The sequence below is a fragment of the Streptomyces sp. NBC_00271 genome (assembly GCF_036178845.1).
Classification (GTDB): Bacteria; Actinomycetota; Actinomycetes; order Streptomycetales; family Streptomycetaceae; genus Streptomyces.
The window spans coordinates 6,383,458-6,398,976 of the sequence record NZ_CP108070.1; the positions used below are offsets into that span (position 1 = coordinate 6,383,458).

14 protein-coding genes are annotated in these 15,519 nt (G+C 71.9%); 9 read left to right on the forward strand and 5 right to left on the reverse strand.

Going from position 1 to position 15,519, the window contains the following annotated elements:
- Nucleotides 1-363: 363 nt before the first annotated feature.
- On the reverse strand, nt 364-1,044 hold the full coding sequence (locus tag OG798_RS29170) for a TetR/AcrR family transcriptional regulator (RefSeq protein ID WP_328757925.1): 681 nt from the start codon (nt 1,042-1,044) through the stop codon (nt 364-366).
- 185 nt (nt 1,045-1,229) lie between these two features.
- Between OG798_RS29170 and OG798_RS29175 the strand changes: the two genes are divergently transcribed.
- The 8 genes from OG798_RS29175 to OG798_RS29210 all read left to right on the forward strand — a co-directional run bounded on the left by OG798_RS29175 (nt 1,230) and on the right by OG798_RS29210 (nt 10,333).
- Nucleotides 1,230-2,108: an alpha/beta hydrolase gene (locus OG798_RS29175; protein WP_095853455.1), complete on the forward strand. Its 879-nt coding sequence runs from the start codon at nt 1,230-1,232 to the stop codon at nt 2,106-2,108.
- Nucleotides 2,109-2,247: 139 nt separating this feature from the next.
- Nucleotides 2,248-3,366: an alpha/beta hydrolase gene (locus tag OG798_RS29180; protein WP_328757926.1), complete on the forward strand. Its 1,119-nt coding sequence runs from the start codon at nt 2,248-2,250 to the stop codon at nt 3,364-3,366.
- A 136-nt stretch (nt 3,367-3,502) separates the two neighbouring features.
- The gene (locus tag OG798_RS29185; RefSeq protein WP_121415488.1) at nt 3,503-4,681 is read left to right on the forward strand and encodes an acyltransferase family protein; all 1,179 of its coding nucleotides are present in this window, start codon (nt 3,503-3,505) and stop codon (nt 4,679-4,681) included.
- Between the two features lie 10 nt (nt 4,682-4,691).
- The gene (locus OG798_RS29190) at nt 4,692-6,098 is read left to right on the forward strand and encodes a sensor histidine kinase (protein ID WP_443053871.1); all 1,407 of its coding nucleotides are present in this window, start codon (nt 4,692-4,694) and stop codon (nt 6,096-6,098) included.
- Nucleotides 6,095-6,769, forward strand: a complete 675-nt coding sequence (locus OG798_RS29195) for a response regulator (RefSeq protein WP_054231356.1) — start codon at nt 6,095-6,097, stop codon at nt 6,767-6,769. Before OG798_RS29190 ends, OG798_RS29195 begins: the two co-directional genes overlap by 4 nt.
- 169 nt (nt 6,770-6,938) lie before the next feature.
- Nucleotides 6,939-8,288 (forward strand): sensor histidine kinase, encoded by a 1,350-nt coding sequence (locus tag OG798_RS29200; protein ID WP_179436486.1) that lies wholly within the window; start codon nt 6,939-6,941, stop codon nt 8,286-8,288.
- Complete coding sequence (locus OG798_RS29205; RefSeq protein ID WP_095853451.1) at nt 8,285-8,959, forward strand: response regulator; 675 nt, start codon at nt 8,285-8,287, stop codon at nt 8,957-8,959. Before OG798_RS29200 ends, OG798_RS29205 begins: the two co-directional genes overlap by 4 nt.
- 126 nt (nt 8,960-9,085) lie before the next feature.
- Nucleotides 9,086-10,333 carry a cytochrome P450 gene (locus tag OG798_RS29210; RefSeq protein WP_328757927.1) on the forward strand — a complete coding sequence of 416 codons (1,248 nt, stop codon included), beginning with the start codon at nt 9,086-9,088 and terminating at the stop codon, nt 10,331-10,333.
- Here OG798_RS29210 and OG798_RS29215 read toward each other — a convergent pair.
- The 3 genes from OG798_RS29215 to OG798_RS29225 all read right to left on the reverse strand — a co-directional run bounded on the left by OG798_RS29215 (nt 10,317) and on the right by OG798_RS29225 (nt 13,202).
- Complete coding sequence (locus OG798_RS29215) at nt 10,317-10,556, reverse strand: hypothetical protein (RefSeq protein ID WP_267062443.1); 240 nt, start codon at nt 10,554-10,556, stop codon at nt 10,317-10,319. The genes OG798_RS29210 and OG798_RS29215 overlap by 17 nt on opposite strands.
- A gap of 70 nt (nt 10,557-10,626) precedes the next feature.
- Nucleotides 10,627-12,252 carry an ABC transporter permease gene (locus tag OG798_RS29220; protein ID WP_267062444.1) on the reverse strand — a complete coding sequence of 542 codons (1,626 nt, stop codon included), beginning with the start codon at nt 12,250-12,252 and terminating at the stop codon, nt 10,627-10,629.
- Nucleotides 12,249-13,202 (reverse strand): ABC transporter ATP-binding protein, encoded by a 954-nt coding sequence (locus OG798_RS29225; RefSeq protein WP_328760093.1) that lies wholly within the window; start codon nt 13,200-13,202, stop codon nt 12,249-12,251. Before OG798_RS29225 ends, OG798_RS29220 begins: the two co-directional genes overlap by 4 nt.
- Before the next feature lie 98 nt (nt 13,203-13,300).
- Here OG798_RS29225 and OG798_RS29230 point away from each other — a divergent pair, with 98 nt between their 5' ends.
- Nucleotides 13,301-13,816 carry a GbsR/MarR family transcriptional regulator gene (locus OG798_RS29230; RefSeq protein WP_097225244.1) on the forward strand — a complete coding sequence of 172 codons (516 nt, stop codon included), beginning with the start codon at nt 13,301-13,303 and terminating at the stop codon, nt 13,814-13,816.
- Nucleotides 13,817-13,856: 40 nt separating this feature from the next.
- Here the strand turns inward: OG798_RS29230 and OG798_RS29235 are convergent, their stop codons facing one another.
- Nucleotides 13,857-15,377: an APC family permease gene (locus OG798_RS29235; protein ID WP_328757928.1), complete on the reverse strand. Its 1,521-nt coding sequence runs from the start codon at nt 15,375-15,377 to the stop codon at nt 13,857-13,859.
- Nucleotides 15,378-15,519 lie beyond the last annotated feature (142 nt).

Here is a 15,519-nt window from a genome sequence, read left to right on the forward strand (position 1 = left end):
CCCCACCCCGGCCCGCACCTCCAGCCCGTCCGGCGTTTGAGGACGAGGCCGTTCAGGCCGATGCGGGGGTCCGGGGCCGCAGCCCTGCGGGGTCCGGGGCCGCAGTCCCGCGGGGTCCGGGGCCGCAGTCCCGCGGGGTCTGGGGCCGCAGTCCCGCGGGGTCTGGGGCCGCAGTCCCGCGGGGTCTGGGGCCGCAGTCCCGCGGGGGTCCAGGGGGCGGCAGCCCCCGGTGGGGTGCAGGGGCGGAGCCCCGCTGGGGCTCGGGGGCGTAGCCCCCGGTGGGGTCGAAGGGGCGGAGCCCCTGGGGATGGGACGGGTAGGGGCGGCGGGGGCGATCAACCCCCGGCCGACCCCCACACCGGTTCACTCCCCAACGACGTACACCCCCGCCACCGCCGCAGCAAACGCCCCCTCCGCCGCCCGCACGGCAGCCCCCTCGTCCGGCACCACCCCAACCGTCAGCAACGAGTAATACAGCGGCGCCGACACCGCCCGCACGACCATCGCCGCATCGGTCCCCACGGGCAACTCCCCCCGAGCCACCCCGTCCTCGACACACGGCACCCACTCACCCACCCGCACGTCATAGAACCGCCGCAACGCCTCCGCCGTACGCGCATCGCACGTCGCCGCGGCGATCACGGCCCGAAACAACGCCCCCTGCCGAGGATCGGCCAGCGTCCGCCGCACCAACGCGGCGTTGGCCCGCAGATCACCGAGTACGGACCCGGTCTCCGCACGCGGCGACGACTGCTCCGCCATGTCACTCAGCAGATCGGCGACGAGCCCCGTCACCGACCCCCACCGCCGGTACACCGTCGTCTTCCCGACCTCCGCCCGCCGCGCCACATCGGCGAGATCGAGATGCGCGAACCCCTCCTCGGCGAGTACATCCCCCGCGGCGCGCAACACGGCCGCACGAACCCGGGCGGTACGCCCACCAGGACGTACGGTGCCGGGTACACCAGGACGTACGGTGCCGGGTTCACCAGAACCCACGGCATCAGGCTCGCCACGACCCACGGTGCCGGACTCGGCGGACATGACGGACTCCTTAGCAATGCCGTTCAAGTAACCCCACCCAGCGTAACGAAACACCAGATCCGTTTACCCCTCACCGAGCGTGACATCCGGGTGTAGACGCACGTCACGGGCCTGATACCGTCCCCGCCAACGGCCGAATTCACTCCTGGTCCGCCAAATCCGTTTCACCGCTGAGAGGTTGGAGCATGCCGGACGACGCCGCAGCACGGGACGCCGCCGAGGAGGCCTCGGCCTTCTCCCACCCGCCGGTCGACCCCGACGTCACCGCCACGTACGGCGACCATCCCGACCAGCTGATCGACTTCTACACCCCGCGCGAACCCGACCCCGAGGTCCCCGCCCCGCTGGTGATCGTCCTGCACGGCGGCGCCTGGCGCGCCCCGTACGACCGTCGCCACATCACCCCGTTCGCGGACTTCCTGGCCCGCCGGGGCTTCGCCGTGGCCAACGTGGAGTACCGCCGGGGCGCCGCGATCCCCGCGCAGGGCGGCGAGGGCCCGGTCGCGGGCCGCTGGCCGGACACCTTCGACGACATCGCGGCCGCACTCGACGCGCTGCCGGCGCTCGCCCGCGAGCACCTGCCGAGGGCGGACCTCCGCCGCACGGTGATCACCGGCCACTCGGCCGGCGGCCACCTCGCCCTGTGGGCCGCCGCGCGCCACGTCCTGCCCGCCGACGCTCCTTGGCGCACCGACCGCCCCGCCCCGCTGCGCGGTGTCGTGGCCCTCGCTCCGATCGCGGACTTCACGGTCGCCGAGAAACTGAACGTCTGCTCCGGCGCATCCCGCCAACTCCTCGGCGGCGAGGCCAGGTTCGCGGAGCGGCAGCCGTACGCCGACCCGGCGTTCCTGCTCCCCACCGGCATCGCCACGACCCTCGTGCAGGGCCGTACCGACGTCATCGTCCCGGAGGCGGTCGCCGAGTCGTACGCGGAGGCGGCGGCGAGGGCGGGCGAGGTGGTCGGCCTGACGCTCCTGGAGGACGTGGGCCACTTCCCGCTGATCGACCCGGCGGCGGACGCGTGCGCGGTGGTGGCCGAGGAGATCGCCCAACTGGCTTGGTAGCGTCCCCCGGTCATACCCGTAGTACCTGAGAGCTACCTCCAAGGTGAGCTCCCTGGCGGGACGCGAACGACACGTCACGATCCGTAACTTCCCATCCAGAGGCGCCCGATGAGCGGGCGGACCGGATGGGAAGGACGCCATGGAGCTCCGGGGGAAGCCGACCGCGGCGGGAAGGGCGAAAGCCGCCCGAACAACACCACCTGATCCGGCTCTTGAGCGGCCCATTCCACCTCAGCCACCCAAGCCACCCCCCACCCCCCGCGCCCGATTCCTCCGGCGCCTGGGCCGCACCCTGCTCGCCGCCCTGGTCACGGCCGCCGTGGTCGTCCCCGTCTCCGCCGCGGCCCGCCCCCGGATCCCCGCCCCGGCCCCCGCCGCCCTCGCCCCGCCGACGACAGCGACGCTGGACAAGGCGTACACGGCGAACCGGGCGAACGCCGAGGAGGCGTCCCGCATGGCCGCCGCCCACGGCGACCGCACCCGCGCCGCCGCGGACCACGCCATGGCCGCCCCCTCCCGCCACTTCCTCACCTTCGACGGCCGCGGCCAGGGACTGGCCGTCGAGGTCCTCGGCGACCTCGCCCACGCCGACCGCGTCGCGGTCCTGGTCCCGGGTTCCGACACGACCTTGGAGACCTACGGCCGCTTCCGAGCAGGAGCGGCAGCCCTCCAGGACCACCTCGACAGCCTCGACCATCACCACGGAGCCCACGGAGCCCACGGATCCACCTCGCGTCCGCATACGGCGGTCGTCGCCTGGCTCGGCTACGAGACACCGGGCACGGTCAGCACCACGGTCCTGACGACCGGCCGCGCCGAGGACGCGGCCCCGCCGCTGAAGCGGTTCATACACGAACTGCGGGGCGTCGTCGGCGAGAAGGCGCACGTCTCCCTGCTCTGCCACTCGTACGGCACGGTCGTCTGCGGCCGCGCGGCACGCGGGCTGGACGTGGACGACATCGCCCTCGTCGGCAGCCCGGGCACCGGCGCGGACTCCGTGTCGGCACTGCGCACCTCCGCCCGGATCTGGGCGGCCCGAGGCGCCGACGACTGGATCGTGAACGTGCCGCACGTCCACGCCGATCTCTTCGGCACCACCGTCGGCTTCGGCGCCGACCCGGTGTCCCCGGCCTTCGGCGCCCGCGTCTTCGCGGCGGGCACCGGCGGCCACAGCGACTACTTCAAACCGGGCTCCGTGTCCTTGGACAACCTCGCCCGGATCGTCCTCGGAGACACCTCGGAGGTAACCCGTGCGTGAGTCGACGGTTCAAGAAGAGGCAGCCACCCGCCGAACGACCCCACAGACCGCACCGAAGCGACGCACACCCCCCTCCGCCCCCATACGCCCCTCCACCCCCACGCGCACGGCCGCCCTGCGCACCGTCACCCACGCCATGGGAGAAGGCGCCCGCCGTATCGACGCCGCGACCCCCGCGGAGCGGGACCGCGCGGTCGACGCCCTGCGTGCCTTCGCGATCCTCGGCGTGGTCCTGGGCCACTGGCTGGTGACGGCCTTGGTCGCGGACGGCGGCGCGCTGCACACGGCGAGCCCGTTGCAGCACATGCCGTGGCTGGCCCCCATCTCCTGGGTCTTCCAGACGCTCGCGGTGTTCTTCCTGGTCGGCGGCCATGTGGCGACGAAGAGCTACGCGTCGGCGCGGGCGCGCGGCACGACGTACGGACGGTGGCTGCGCGCCCGCCTCACGCGGCTCTTCAAACCCGTGGCCGCGGTGCTGACCCTCTGGACGGTGGCCACCGTCGGCCTGCTCGCGTCGGGCACGGGAGTCGGCACGGTCCACACCCTCGTCAAACTCGCCCTGTCCCCGCTGTGGTTCCTCCTGGTCTTCGCGGGACTGACGGCCGCCACGCCCCTGCTCACCCGGCTCAACCCGCTGTGGCCGCTGGCCGTCGTTCTCCATGTGGACCTGATGCGCTTCGGACTGGGCGGCCCGTCCTGGCTCGGCTGGGTGAACGTGGCGGCGGGCTGGATGGTCCCGTACACGCTGGGCGCGGCCTGGACGCGCGGCGAGTTGGACCGACGGCGTGCGGGCTGGGTGCTGCTCCTGTGCGGCGCGGCGGCGACCGCGGCGCTGGTGACGTGGGCCGGCTACCCGGCGTCGATGGTCGGCGTCCCGGGCGCGGCGGTCTCGAACCTGAACCCGCCGACGCTGGCCGCGGTCACCTTCGGCGTGGCCCAGTGCGGCCTCGCTCTTCTGCTGCGCGAGCCGTTGCGCCGGTGGTTGCGGCGGCCCCTGGCGTGGGCTGTGGTGGCCCTGGTCAATCTGTCGGCGATGACGATATTCCTCTGGCACCAGACGTCCATGATGGCGGTCACCGCCCTGGGCCTGCTGGTGGGAAGGCTGCCCGGTCTGCACATGGTTCCCGACGGTTTGGGCTGGGTGGCTGCCCGCCTCGCCTGGCTTCCGGTCTTCGCCTTCGCGCTCGGCGTCTGCTGGGTCGCCTTTCGCTCCTACGAGCAGGGTCCGCGCCGCCGGTCCGGCCGTCCCTCCCGGGTCGTCCGCGTCCACCGTCGTGGTGGTCAGGCGGGGTCGCGAACGGCCCGCCGTGCCTAGGGTTGATCACGTGACCAGCGCCGAGCCGAGGCCCCCGGACAGCGAGCCGATCCGCGCCCTCCTGCGCGAGGTCCTCACCAGCCTCGCGTCACCGTCGGCGGCCCCGCTGCCCCCGCTGTCCCGGCCCCGCCTGCTGCGCCGGCTGCCGCACGTGGTGCTGTGCCTGATCGCGCTCGGGCTCGCACTCGCGGGCGTGGCCGAGTGGAACGACACCTATCGACCCGGCTTCCCGCTGGGTGAGGTGACCGGGCCCGCGCAGGGCGTGGCGATCGCCCTCGCCCTGCGGCGGCCCGTGCCGGCCTGGTGGCTGTCGCTGGGCGCCTCGCTCCTGGCCGCCGCCGGGGCCAGGTCGCACATGAGGGCGGGCATCCCGGCGCCGGGCCTCGACTGGCCGTGGAGTTCGCCCGCGCTGGTCGCGCAGGCCCTCGTGCTCTTCTTGCTGGCGCTGCGGCTGCCCACACGGGTGGCCATCGGCGCGCTGTCCGTGACCGCCCTGCTGACGTACGTCATGCAGGGCCTGGTCGGCGGACAGCGGTACCACTCGACGGGGTTCCTGGCGGTCGTCGTCTTCGCCGCGGCGGTCCTCCTCGGCATCGCCCTGCGCGGCCGCCGCGAAGCCCGCACCCAGCTCGTCGAACAGGCCTCGCAGACCGAGGAGGAGCGCGCCCGCCGCACCCTCCTCGAGGAGCGCAGCCGGATCGCGCGCGAGCTGCACGACGTGGTCGCCCACCACATGTCGGTGATCTCCATCCAGGCCCAGGTCGCCCCGCACCTGGTCGAGAACCCCTCCGACGAACTGAAGGAGAACCTCGAGGGCATCCGGCAGAACGCCCTGGAGGCGCTCACCGAGCTGCGCCGCGTCCTCGGCGTGCTGCGCTCCGAGAACCCCGAGGACCCGTACGGCCTCGGTGCCGGCACCGGTGCGGCCCCCAACTCCCCGCAGCCCACGCTCGACCGCCTCGACGCCCTCGTCGAGAACACCCGCGCCGCCGGTCTCCAGGTCACCACGGAGATCACCGGCGAGCAGCTCCCACTGCCGCCCGGCGTGGAGCTGTCGGCGTACCGGATCATCCAGGAGGCGCTGAGCAACGCCCTGCGGCACGCGCCCGGTTCGGCGGTCCGCGTCGAGTTGTGGCACTTCCCGCGCGGGCTTCAGGTGCGGGTGATCAACTCCAGGCCCGAGCGTCCCGCCCCGGCCTCCCCGGGCGCGGGGCACGGGCTGCTCGGCATGCGGGAGCGCGCCGCGATGCTGGGCGGCACCCTCGTGACCTCCGAGACCGCGCACGGCGGTTTCGTGGTGGCGGCCTTCCTGCCCCGCGACGGCGCGATCACAGGCGACGCCCTTTCCACCGACCTTTCCGCTTCCCCTTTCACCGACGTCGATCGTTCAGGCCGCACAGGAGACGAGAGCCGATGACGAGCAGCACCATCCGCGTACTGATCGCCGATGACCAGCAGATGGTCCGCCAGGGTTTCACCGTGCTGCTCAACACCCAGCCCGACATCGAGGTGGTCGGCCAGGCGGTCGACGGCCTGGACGCGATCGCCAAGGTCGCCGAACTCGCCCCGGACGTCGTGCTGATGGACATCCGCATGCCCGAGCTGGGCGGCATCGACGCGACCAGACGCATCACCGGCGAGACCCCGCACATCAAGGTGCTGGTGCTCACGACCTTCGACCTCGACGAGTACGTGTACGAGGCGCTGCGGGCCGGCGCCTCCGGGTTCCTGCTCAAGGACGCGTCCGCCGACCAGCTGGCCGAGGCGGTACGGGTGGTGGCGGCGGGCGACGCGCTGCTCGCCCCCGGGATCACCCGCCGTCTCATCGCCGAGTTCTCCCGCCTGGACTCCACACCCCGCGCCCCGCTCAAGCAGCGCGTGGGCGAGCTGACCGAGCGGGAGACGGAGGTGCTGGCCCTCATCGCGCAGGGCCTGTCGAACGCGGAGATCGCCGAGCGCCTGGTCGTCGCCGAGCAGACCGTGAAGACCCATGTGGGCCGCATCCTGGTGAAGCTGGGCCTGCGCGACCGCACCCAGGCCGCGGTCTTCGCCTACGAGTCGGGCCTCGTGCGCCCGTCCGGCTACTGAGCCCGCGGACTTCCGCGCCCACCCCATCCCCCGGGTGTCCCCTCCCGGATCCCTCCCGGATCCCTCCTGGGGGACATCCTGGGGATACCCGTAGTACCTGAGACGGATCCCGCAGGACCCTTCTCACTGGTGACGACCGCGACCCGGCAGGCGGCCTACCGTTTTGAACGTGACCGAGACGACCCAGACGCAGATGAAGCCGCCGGGCGGGGCCAAGCCCCGCAGCCCGGAGTTCCGGCTGGCCGCGGACGCCCTGCGCGGGCTGCGGCAGGACCTGTTCCACGACGCCTTCGCCTACCGCCCCCTGCCGCGGATGCGGGTGGACGGTCCGCTCGCCCGACGCCTCCCCGAGCGCGTCAGGGAGTACGCGGCCTGGACTCCGCACGCCGTGATCACGGCGTGCGGGCTGCTCGCGATGTCCGTCGCGAGCACCGCGAACCAAGGCGGCCCCGGCATCGAGAGTCTGGTGCCCAGCCTCCTCGCGCTGCTCCCGGTCCTGCTGACGCTCGTCCGGCCGGTCGGAGCTTTCTGGTTCTCCATGGCGGCGACACCGTTCGCGGCCGCGTTCAGCGGCGCCTGGGGCGAATGGCCCTGGTCGGAGGGCGCCTTCATCACCCACCTGGTGGTGCTGACGGTCGTGGCGCTGCGGACGCGGCCGCGCACCGCCGCCTGGATGTGGGTGCTGACCGCGTGGTACGGATTCATGTCCGAGTCCCTCTTCGGCGCCGGGCACATGGGGGGCAACGCGGCTCCGCTGCTGTTCCTCTCCGCTCTCGCCCTCCTGGTCGTCACCGTCCTGCACGTACGCCGCGCGGCCGAGCAGGAGGTGACCGCCCACCAGTCGGAGACGGCGCAGGAGCGCTCCAAGCGCACCCTCCTGGAGGAGCGCACCACGATCGCCCGCGAGCTGCACGACGTGGTCGCCCACCACATGTCGGTGGTCGCCATCCAGGCGGAGGCCGCGCCCTACCGGGTGGAGAACCCACCGCCCGAGCTGGAGCAGGCCTTCGTCACGATCCGCGAGAACGCGGTGGCGGCGCTCACCGAGCTGCGCCGCGTCCTCGGTGTCGTACGGGCCGCGGACTACGAGGCTCCGGACGCCCCGCAGCCCACCCTCGCCGACCTCGGCGCGCTCCTCGCCAATGTGCGGGAGGCGGGCCTGAGCGTGGAGAAGACGGTCACGGGCGCGGTGCGTGAACTCCCGCAGGGCGTGGAGCTGTCGGCGTACCGCATAGTCCAGGAGGCGCTGAGCAACACCCTGCGACATGCGCCGGGCGCGACGGCCCGCGTCGAGATCGGCTACGTTCTCGGCGGACTCGGTCTGCGCATAGTCAACGGCCCCGCGCAGACCACGACCCTGGTGAAGTCCACCCACGGCGCGGGGCACGGCATCACCGGGATGCGCGAGCGGGTCACGATGCTGGACGGTGAGATGACGACGGGCGAGACGGACGACGGGGGCTACGAGGTGACGGTCTTCCTGCCGGTGCCGCTACGGGCGGCGGAGGAATCCGGATGACGAACGGCACCATCCGCGTCCTGATAGCCGACGACCAGGTGATGGTCCGCGAGGGCTTCTCGGTGCTGCTCGGCGCGATGCCGGACATCGAGGTGGTCGGCGAGGCGGTCAACGGCCGGGACGCGGTCGAGCGGGTCCGTGAGCTCGGGCCGGACGTCGTGCTGATGGACATCCGCATGCCGGAGATGAACGGCATCGAGGCGACCCGGGAGATCGTCGCCGCGGACAGCGCCGCGAAGGTGCTGGTGCTGACCACCTTCGACCTCGACGAGTACGTGTACCAGGCGCTGCGCGCGGGAGCCTCGGGCTTTCTGCTCAAGGACGCCTCGGCGCGTCAACTCGCCGACGGGGTGCGGGTGGTGGCGGCCGGTGAGGCGTTGCTCGCCCCGTCCGTGACCAAGCGGCTGATCACCGAGTTCTCCAAGCTCTCGGACGCTCCGCGGCTCTCGGCCACGGCCCAGGCGGCCTACGGCGAGCTGACCGAGCGGGAGACGGAGGTGCTGGTCCTGATCGCCCAGGGTCTGTCGAATGCGGAGATCGCTTCGCAGTTGTTCGTCGCCGAGTCCACGATCAAGACCCATGTGAGCCGGATCCTGGTGAAGCTGGGCCTGCGGGACCGCACACAGGCGGCGGTGTTCGCGTACGAGGCGCGGCTGATCATCCCCAGGTGACCCAGGTGACCCCTGATTGGGGGAGCGCGGTGGCCGGGCCGATGGCGGGGTACGGGGGTCTCCGCCGACGGCTCGGCCGCCGGGACACCCCTGTTCAGCGGGGCCGAGTCGGGCTAGCGTCCGCCCATGGCAGCCTCGCACACCCCGCAGTCCTCGCAGTCCCCGCGGACACCGTCGGCCTTCGATCCCTGGAACCCGGAGTTCGTGGCGAACCCGTACCCCGCGTACGCGGAGCTGCGTGAGCGCGGCCGGGTGCACTACTACGAGCCCACCGATCAGTGGCTGGTCCCGCACCACGCGGACGTGTCGGCGCTGCTGCGGGAGCGGCGCCTTGGCCGGACCTACCAGCACCGTTACACGCACGAGGACTTCGGGCGGACGGCACCTCCGCCCGAGCACGAGCCGTTCCACGTCCTCAACGACCACGGAATGCTGGACCTGGAGCCGCCGGACCACACGCGGATCCGACGGCTGGTCTCCAAGGCGTTCACACCGCGCACGGTCGAGCAGCTCAGGCCGTATGTCGACCGGCTGGCGAACGAGCTGGTCGCGGGCCTGGTGGCGGCCGGCGGCGGTGATCTGCTCACCGATGTCGCCGAGCCGCTCCCGGTGGCCGTGATCGCCGAGATGCTGGGCATCCCGGAGTCGGACCGGGCGCCGCTCAGGCCGTGGTCGGCGGACATCTGCGGGATGTACGAGCTGAACCCCTCCGAGGAGACGGCGGAGAAGGCGGTCCGGGCGTCGGTGGAGTTCACCGAGTACCTCCGGGAGCTGATCGCCGCGCGTCGCAAGGAGCCGGGCGACGACCTGATCTCGGGCCTCATCGCCGCGCACGACGAGGGCGACCGCCTGACCGAACAGGAGATGATCTCCACCTGTGTCCTGCTGCTGAACGCGGGCCACGAGGCGACGGTGAACGCCACGGTGAACGGGTGGTGGGCGCTGTTCCGCAACCCCGATCAGTTGGCGGCCCTGCGCGGCGACCGTTCGCTGATCCCCACGGCGGTGGAGGAGCTGATGCGCTACGACACCCCGCTCCAGCTCTTCGAACGGTGGGTTCTGGACGACATCGAGATCGACGGCACGACCGTTCCCCGGGGCGCGGAGATCGCCCTGCTCTTCGGTTCCGCCAACCACGACCCGAAGGTCTTCGCGTCCCCGGAGAGTCTGGATCTCTCCCGCACCGACAACCCCCACATCTCCTTCAGCGCCGGCATTCACTACTGCATCGGCGCCCCGCTGGCCCGCCTCGAACTGGCGGCGTCCCTGGGCGCTCTGCTGGAGAAGGCGCCGACGCTCGCCCTCGCCGCGGAGCCGGAGCGCAAGCCGAACTTCGTGATCCGCGGGCTCGAGGGGCTCAGCGTCGTGCTCTGACCCGTCGGCCGAGGGTCCGGAGTCCCAGGGCCCAGAGTCCCAGCGCGGCGGCCGTCCCGCCGAGGACCATCAGGGGCAGCTCGGCATAGAGCACGCTCCAGTCGGGCCCCTGCTCGAACCGCTGGAACCGGTCGCGGCTGTTGACGGCCCAGACCGCAAGCCCCGCCCCCGCGCCGACGACAGCGATCAGACAACCGCCCGCGGCCTGCATCCTTTGCCCCATGCCCCTCATGGACGTGGTGCGGGGACCCGGGGTTCCCCGGTCCCCGCACCAGGCACGCGTGCGCCCGCCCTCAGGTGCTGATGTCCCGGCGCCGCAACGCCGCCAGCCCCGTGGCGGTCAGGGCCAGCGCGATCGCCGTCAGGATCAGTACCGGTGTCCATGCCATCTCCCCGCCCGGCAGCTTGGGGAGGTGGCCGAAGGGGGAGAGGTCCATGGCGGCCTGGGGGACGTTCAGGGCGGGGCCGATCCAGCCCAGCAGCAGGGCCACGCCGGCCGCGCCCCAGGCGCCGGGGGCCAGCTGGGGCGAGACCCCGTAGAGAAGGACCGCAAGCCCGCCCAGCGTCCAGACCGCCGCGACCTGGACGAGGCAGGCGCCGAGCACGGGCCAGAACTCATGGCCGTACCCGAGTCCGAGGCCGAGCCCGCCCAGCGCCATGATGAGCGCCGCGCCGCCGAAGGCGACGACCAGATGGCCGCAGGCCCACCGCAGCCGCCCCACCGCGTTCGCCAGCACCGGTTCCGCCCGTTGCGAGGTCTCCTCGCCGTGCAACCGCAGCACCGACGCGACGATGTACAGCGCGGCCACCATCCCCAGCATGCCGACCATCGTCGCGAGGAACGCGTCCGTGATCCCGGACTGCCCGCCCATCCGCTCGATGATCTGCCGGGTCTTGTCGTTGCTCCCGACGAGATCGGCGGCCCCCTTCGTGATCCCGCCGAACGCGGCCCCCGCGGCGAGGAACCCGAGGCTCCACCCCAGCACGGCGCCCCGCTGCAGCCGCCAGGCCAGCGCCCCGGCCGACCCGAGCCGCCCCCGCGCGGGCCCCGGCCGGGTCGGCAGGAAGCTCATCCCGACGTCGCGCCGCCCGGCGAGTTCGTAGGCGACCGCGCCCTGGATCACCACGGCCGCGACGAACAGCGGCAGCACCCACCACCGCTCGTGGGCGAAGGGGCGTTCGTTCTCCAGCCACCCCAGCGGCGACACCCAGGTCAGCACGGAGGAACCGTCGTTCGTCGACGAGTCGCCCGCCGCCCGCAGCACGAACGCCGCGCCGAGCAGCCCGCCCGTCAGCCCCTTGGCGAGCCGCGCGCTCTCGGTGAGCTGGGCGACGATCGCCGCCATGGTCGCGAAGACCATGCCGACACCCCCGACGCCGAGCCCGAGGGCCAGCGCCCCGCCGCCGCCCTGCCCTGCCAGCCCGCCCGCGATGAGCAGCGCGAGCACGCCGTTGGCGACGAGGGCGGCCAGCAGCGCCGCCGTCAGCGGGGCCCGGCGCCCCACCATCGCCGACGAGAGGAGTTCCTGGCGCCCGCTCTCCTCCTCCTCGCGGGTGTGCCGTACGACGACGAGCAGGCTCATGATCCCGGCGAACAGACCGGCGTAGCCGCCGATGCGCCAGGCGGTGAGTCCGCCGAGCGAGTCGTCGAACACCGGCCCGTACGTGGCGCGCAGGGAGCTGTTGGTGAGCATCTGGCGGCCGAGGTCGGCGCGTTCGGCGGCGGTGCCGTAGATGGACTTCAGGGAGTTCGGCATGGACAGCACCAGCAGGCCGATCACGCCGACCCACAGCGGCATCATCAGCCGGTCGCGGCGCAGGGAGAACCGCAACAGCGTGCCGGTTCCGGCGAGTTGGCGGGCACTCCGGGCCCGTACCCCACCCCGTACGGCAGCGGTCGCGGTGGTCGCGGTGGTCATCGCGCCATCGTCCCTTCGCCGTTCACCCGGACGTTGTCCCGGACGTCGCCTTGGACGTCGTCCTGGTAGTGCCGCAGGAACAGTTCCTCCAGGGTCGGCGGCGTCGAGGTCAGCGACCGTACGCCCGAGTCGGTGAGCGAGCGCAGTACGGCGTCGAGCTTGTCGGTCTCGACCTGGAGCCTGACCCGGTGGCCCTGGACGTCGAGGTCGTGCACGCCGGGCAGGTGCGCCAGCCCGTTGGGCGCCCCCGCGAGTTCGGCGGTGACGCTGGTACGGGTCAGATGGCGCAGGTCGGCGAGGGTGCCGCTCTCGACGGTGCGGCCCTTGCGGATGATGCTGACGCGGTCGCACAGCTCCTCCACCTCGCTGAGGATGTGCGAGGAGAGCAGGACGGTCCGGCCGCGGTCGCGCTCCTCCTCGACGCACCGCTGGAAGACCTCCTCCATCAGCGGGTCGAGACCCGACGTGGGCTCGTCGAGGATCAGCAGGTCGACGTCCGAGGCGAAGGCGCCGACGAGGGCGACCTTCTGGCGATTGCCCTTGGAGTAGGTGCGTCCCTTCTTGGTGGGGTCGAGTTCGAAGCGTTCGATCAGTTCCGCCCGGCGCGCCCGGTCGAGCCCCCCGCGCAGCCGCCCGTACAGGTCGATGACCTCGCCGCCGGAGAGGTTGCGCCACAGGGTGACGTCACCGGGAACGTAGGCGACCCGGCGGTGCAGCTCCACCGCGTCCGCCCAGGGGTCTTGGCCGAGCACCTGCGCCGCGCCCGCGTCGCCGCGCAGCAGGCCCAGCAGGACCCTGATGGTGGTGGACTTCCCGGAGCCGTTCGGACCGAGGAAGCCGTGCACCTCGCCGGCCTCGACGTCCAGGTCGAGACCGTCCAGCGCGTGTGTCCCGCCGAACGACTTGTGCAGCCCGGAGACGGTGATCGCCTTCGTCGTAGCCTTCGTCATTCCCTTGGCCCTGCCCTTCGTCATGCCTCAGAACGTACGCTTCTTTCAGAAATTTGTGAAGTTAACGAATTGTATAAATGATCGGATACAATCGAGGGATGGCAGAGCCGGAGGCGGTGGGAGCGGCAGGAGCGGTGGGCCGGGACGCGGAGGCGGTCTCGCGGTTCGTCGAGCACTTCGCGGCGCAACTCGTGGAGGCCGGGATGCCCCGGATGCCGTCCCGGGTCTTCGGGGCGCTGCTCGCCTCGGACACCGGCGCTCTGACCTCGGTCGAACTGGGCGAGCAACTGCGGATCAGCCCCGCGGCGGTCTCCGGTGCGGTGCGCTATCTGGCGCAGGTGCACATGGTGTCGCGCGAGCGGGAACCCGGATCGCGCCGGGAGCGGTACCGCGTGCACAGCGACCAGTGGTACGAGGCGCTGACCAACCGTGAGGCGATCATCAAGCGCTGGGAGGACGCGCTGCGCGAAGGCGTCGCCAGCCTGGGCGCGGACACCCCGGCGGGCGGTCGGCTCGCGGAGACCCTCGCCTTCTTCGAGTTCATGGAGGGCGAACTGGAGTCGATGATGGACCGCTGGCGGATCCACCGGGAGCAGCACTTCGGCGAGGGCTGAGAGCCCCCGCCGAAGAAATGCTTCCTACCGCTTCTTGGTCCTACCGTTCCTTGGTCTCCTCCAGGACCGTCCGCCCGAGCAGGGCGTACCGCTGCGGTGCGCGGCGCTTGAGGTACGTCGCGTAGGCCACGCCGCCCGCCGCGATCAGGGCGACGATCCAGGGGGTCGCCTTCAGCACGAGGGAGCCGGACTCCGTGCCGGCCGCGGCCCCCATGTTGGACACCAGCAGGACGACCACGCCGAGCATCGCGAGGCCGCCGATGAGCGGGGCGGTGAAGGTCTTGAACCAGTGCCTGCTCTCGGGGTGGTTCTTGCGGAAGTAGGCCAGCACCGCGAAGGAGCAGACCGCCTGCACCACCAGGATGGCCATCGTGCCGAGGATGGCGAGCAGGACGTACGTACCGGTGTACGGGTCCTTGCCGGCCAGCCAGAACGCGGCGATGAGGACGGCGCTGACGACCGTCTGGACGAGGCCCGAGATGTGCGGGGAGCCGTGCTGGGGGTGGGTGCGGCCGATCGTGCGCTGGAGCGAGGGGAGGACGCCCTCGCGGCCCAGTGCGTACATGTATCGGGCGGCGCAGTTGTGGAAGGCCATGCCGCAGGCCAGTGAGCCGGTGATCATCAGCCACTGCATGACGTCGACGGCCCAGTGGCCGACGTAGTGCTCGGTGGGGTTGAAGAACAGGGCGAGCGGGTTCGAGGAGGAGGCGGCCGTGACGGCCTCGCTCTCGCCGTTGCCGATGATGGCCATCCAGGAGACGAAGACGTAGAAGACGCCGACGCCCAGGACGGAGATCATCGTCGCCTTGGGGATGATCTTCTTCGGGTCGCGGGACTCCTCGCCGTACATCGCCGTGGACTCGAAGCCGACCCACGACCAGAAGGCGAAGAAGAGACCGAGGCCCGCCGAGGTCCCCTTGAAGGCGTTGACCGGGTTGACCGGGCCGAAGGTGAAGCCGTGCGGGCCGCCGCCGTGCAGGGCGACGGAGACGGCCATGGCGGCCAGGATCGTCACCTCGGTGGCCAGCAGGACGACGAGCAGCTTCTCGGCGACGGACACCCCGAACCACGTGCCCGTCGCGTTGACGGCGAGCATCAGGACCGCGAACGCCCACCAGGGCACGTCAAGTCCCGTCTGGTCCTTGAGGGTTCCGGTGGCGAAGGTCGAGAAGATGCCGATCAGGGCCGGCTCGAAGACGACGTACGCGAAGGTCGCGAGGAGTCCCGAGGCGAGTCCCGCGGTACGGCCGAGGCCGTAGGAGATGAAGCCGTAGAAGGCGCCGGTGGACGTGATGTGCTTCGCCATCGAGGTGAAGCCGACCGCAAAGATGGCCAGGACGACCATTGCGACGAGGTAGCTCGCCGGGGCGCCGATGCCGTTGCCGGCGGAGACCATGAAGGGCACGTTGCCCGTCATGGCGGTGATCGGGGCGGCGGTGGCGACGGCCATGAAGACCACGCCCAGCAGTCCGATCGCGTTCGGCTTGAGCCGGTGAACTGCGCCTCCGGGGACCTCCGGAGTGCCCGCCGCCTCAGGGACCACGCCCTCTTGCACTGCCATCGAGTGGCCCCTTCCCATGGTCGCCCGCCGTCCGCACCCTGGGTGCGGCGGAGTGGATTACGAACCGGAATGCTGCACGAGAAATGAGTCCTGTCACGGGTCGGAACGTTAAATGTGCGTCAACCAGACCTTTAGGAGTCCG

Coding starts and splice junctions, on each gene's coding strand:
- OG798_RS29170 (WP_328757925.1), bottom strand. CDS start 1,044: ATGTCCGCCGAGTCCGGCACCGTGGGTCGTGGCGAGCCTGATGCCGTG.
- OG798_RS29175 (WP_095853455.1), top strand. CDS start 1,230: ATGCCGGACGACGCCGCAGCACGGGACGCCGCCGAGGAGGCCTCGGCC.
- OG798_RS29180 (WP_328757926.1), top strand. CDS start 2,248: ATGGAGCTCCGGGGGAAGCCGACCGCGGCGGGAAGGGCGAAAGCCGCC.
- OG798_RS29185 (WP_121415488.1), top strand. CDS start 3,503: ATGGGAGAAGGCGCCCGCCGTATCGACGCCGCGACCCCCGCGGAGCGG.
- OG798_RS29195 (WP_054231356.1), top strand. CDS start 6,095: ATGACGAGCAGCACCATCCGCGTACTGATCGCCGATGACCAGCAGATG.
- OG798_RS29205 (WP_095853451.1), top strand. CDS start 8,285: ATGACGAACGGCACCATCCGCGTCCTGATAGCCGACGACCAGGTGATG.
- OG798_RS29210 (WP_328757927.1), top strand. CDS start 9,086: ATGGCAGCCTCGCACACCCCGCAGTCCTCGCAGTCCCCGCGGACACCG.
- OG798_RS29215 (WP_267062443.1), bottom strand. CDS start 10,556: ATGGGGCAAAGGATGCAGGCCGCGGGCGGTTGTCTGATCGCTGTCGTC.
- OG798_RS29220 (WP_267062444.1), bottom strand. CDS start 12,252: ATGACCACCGCGACCACCGCGACCGCTGCCGTACGGGGTGGGGTACGG.
- OG798_RS29225 (WP_328760093.1), bottom strand. CDS start 13,202: ATGACGAAGGCTACGACGAAGGCGATCACCGTCTCCGGGCTGCACAAG.
- OG798_RS29230 (WP_097225244.1), top strand. CDS start 13,301: ATGGCAGAGCCGGAGGCGGTGGGAGCGGCAGGAGCGGTGGGCCGGGAC.
- OG798_RS29235 (WP_328757928.1), bottom strand. CDS start 15,377: ATGGCAGTGCAAGAGGGCGTGGTCCCTGAGGCGGCGGGCACTCCGGAG.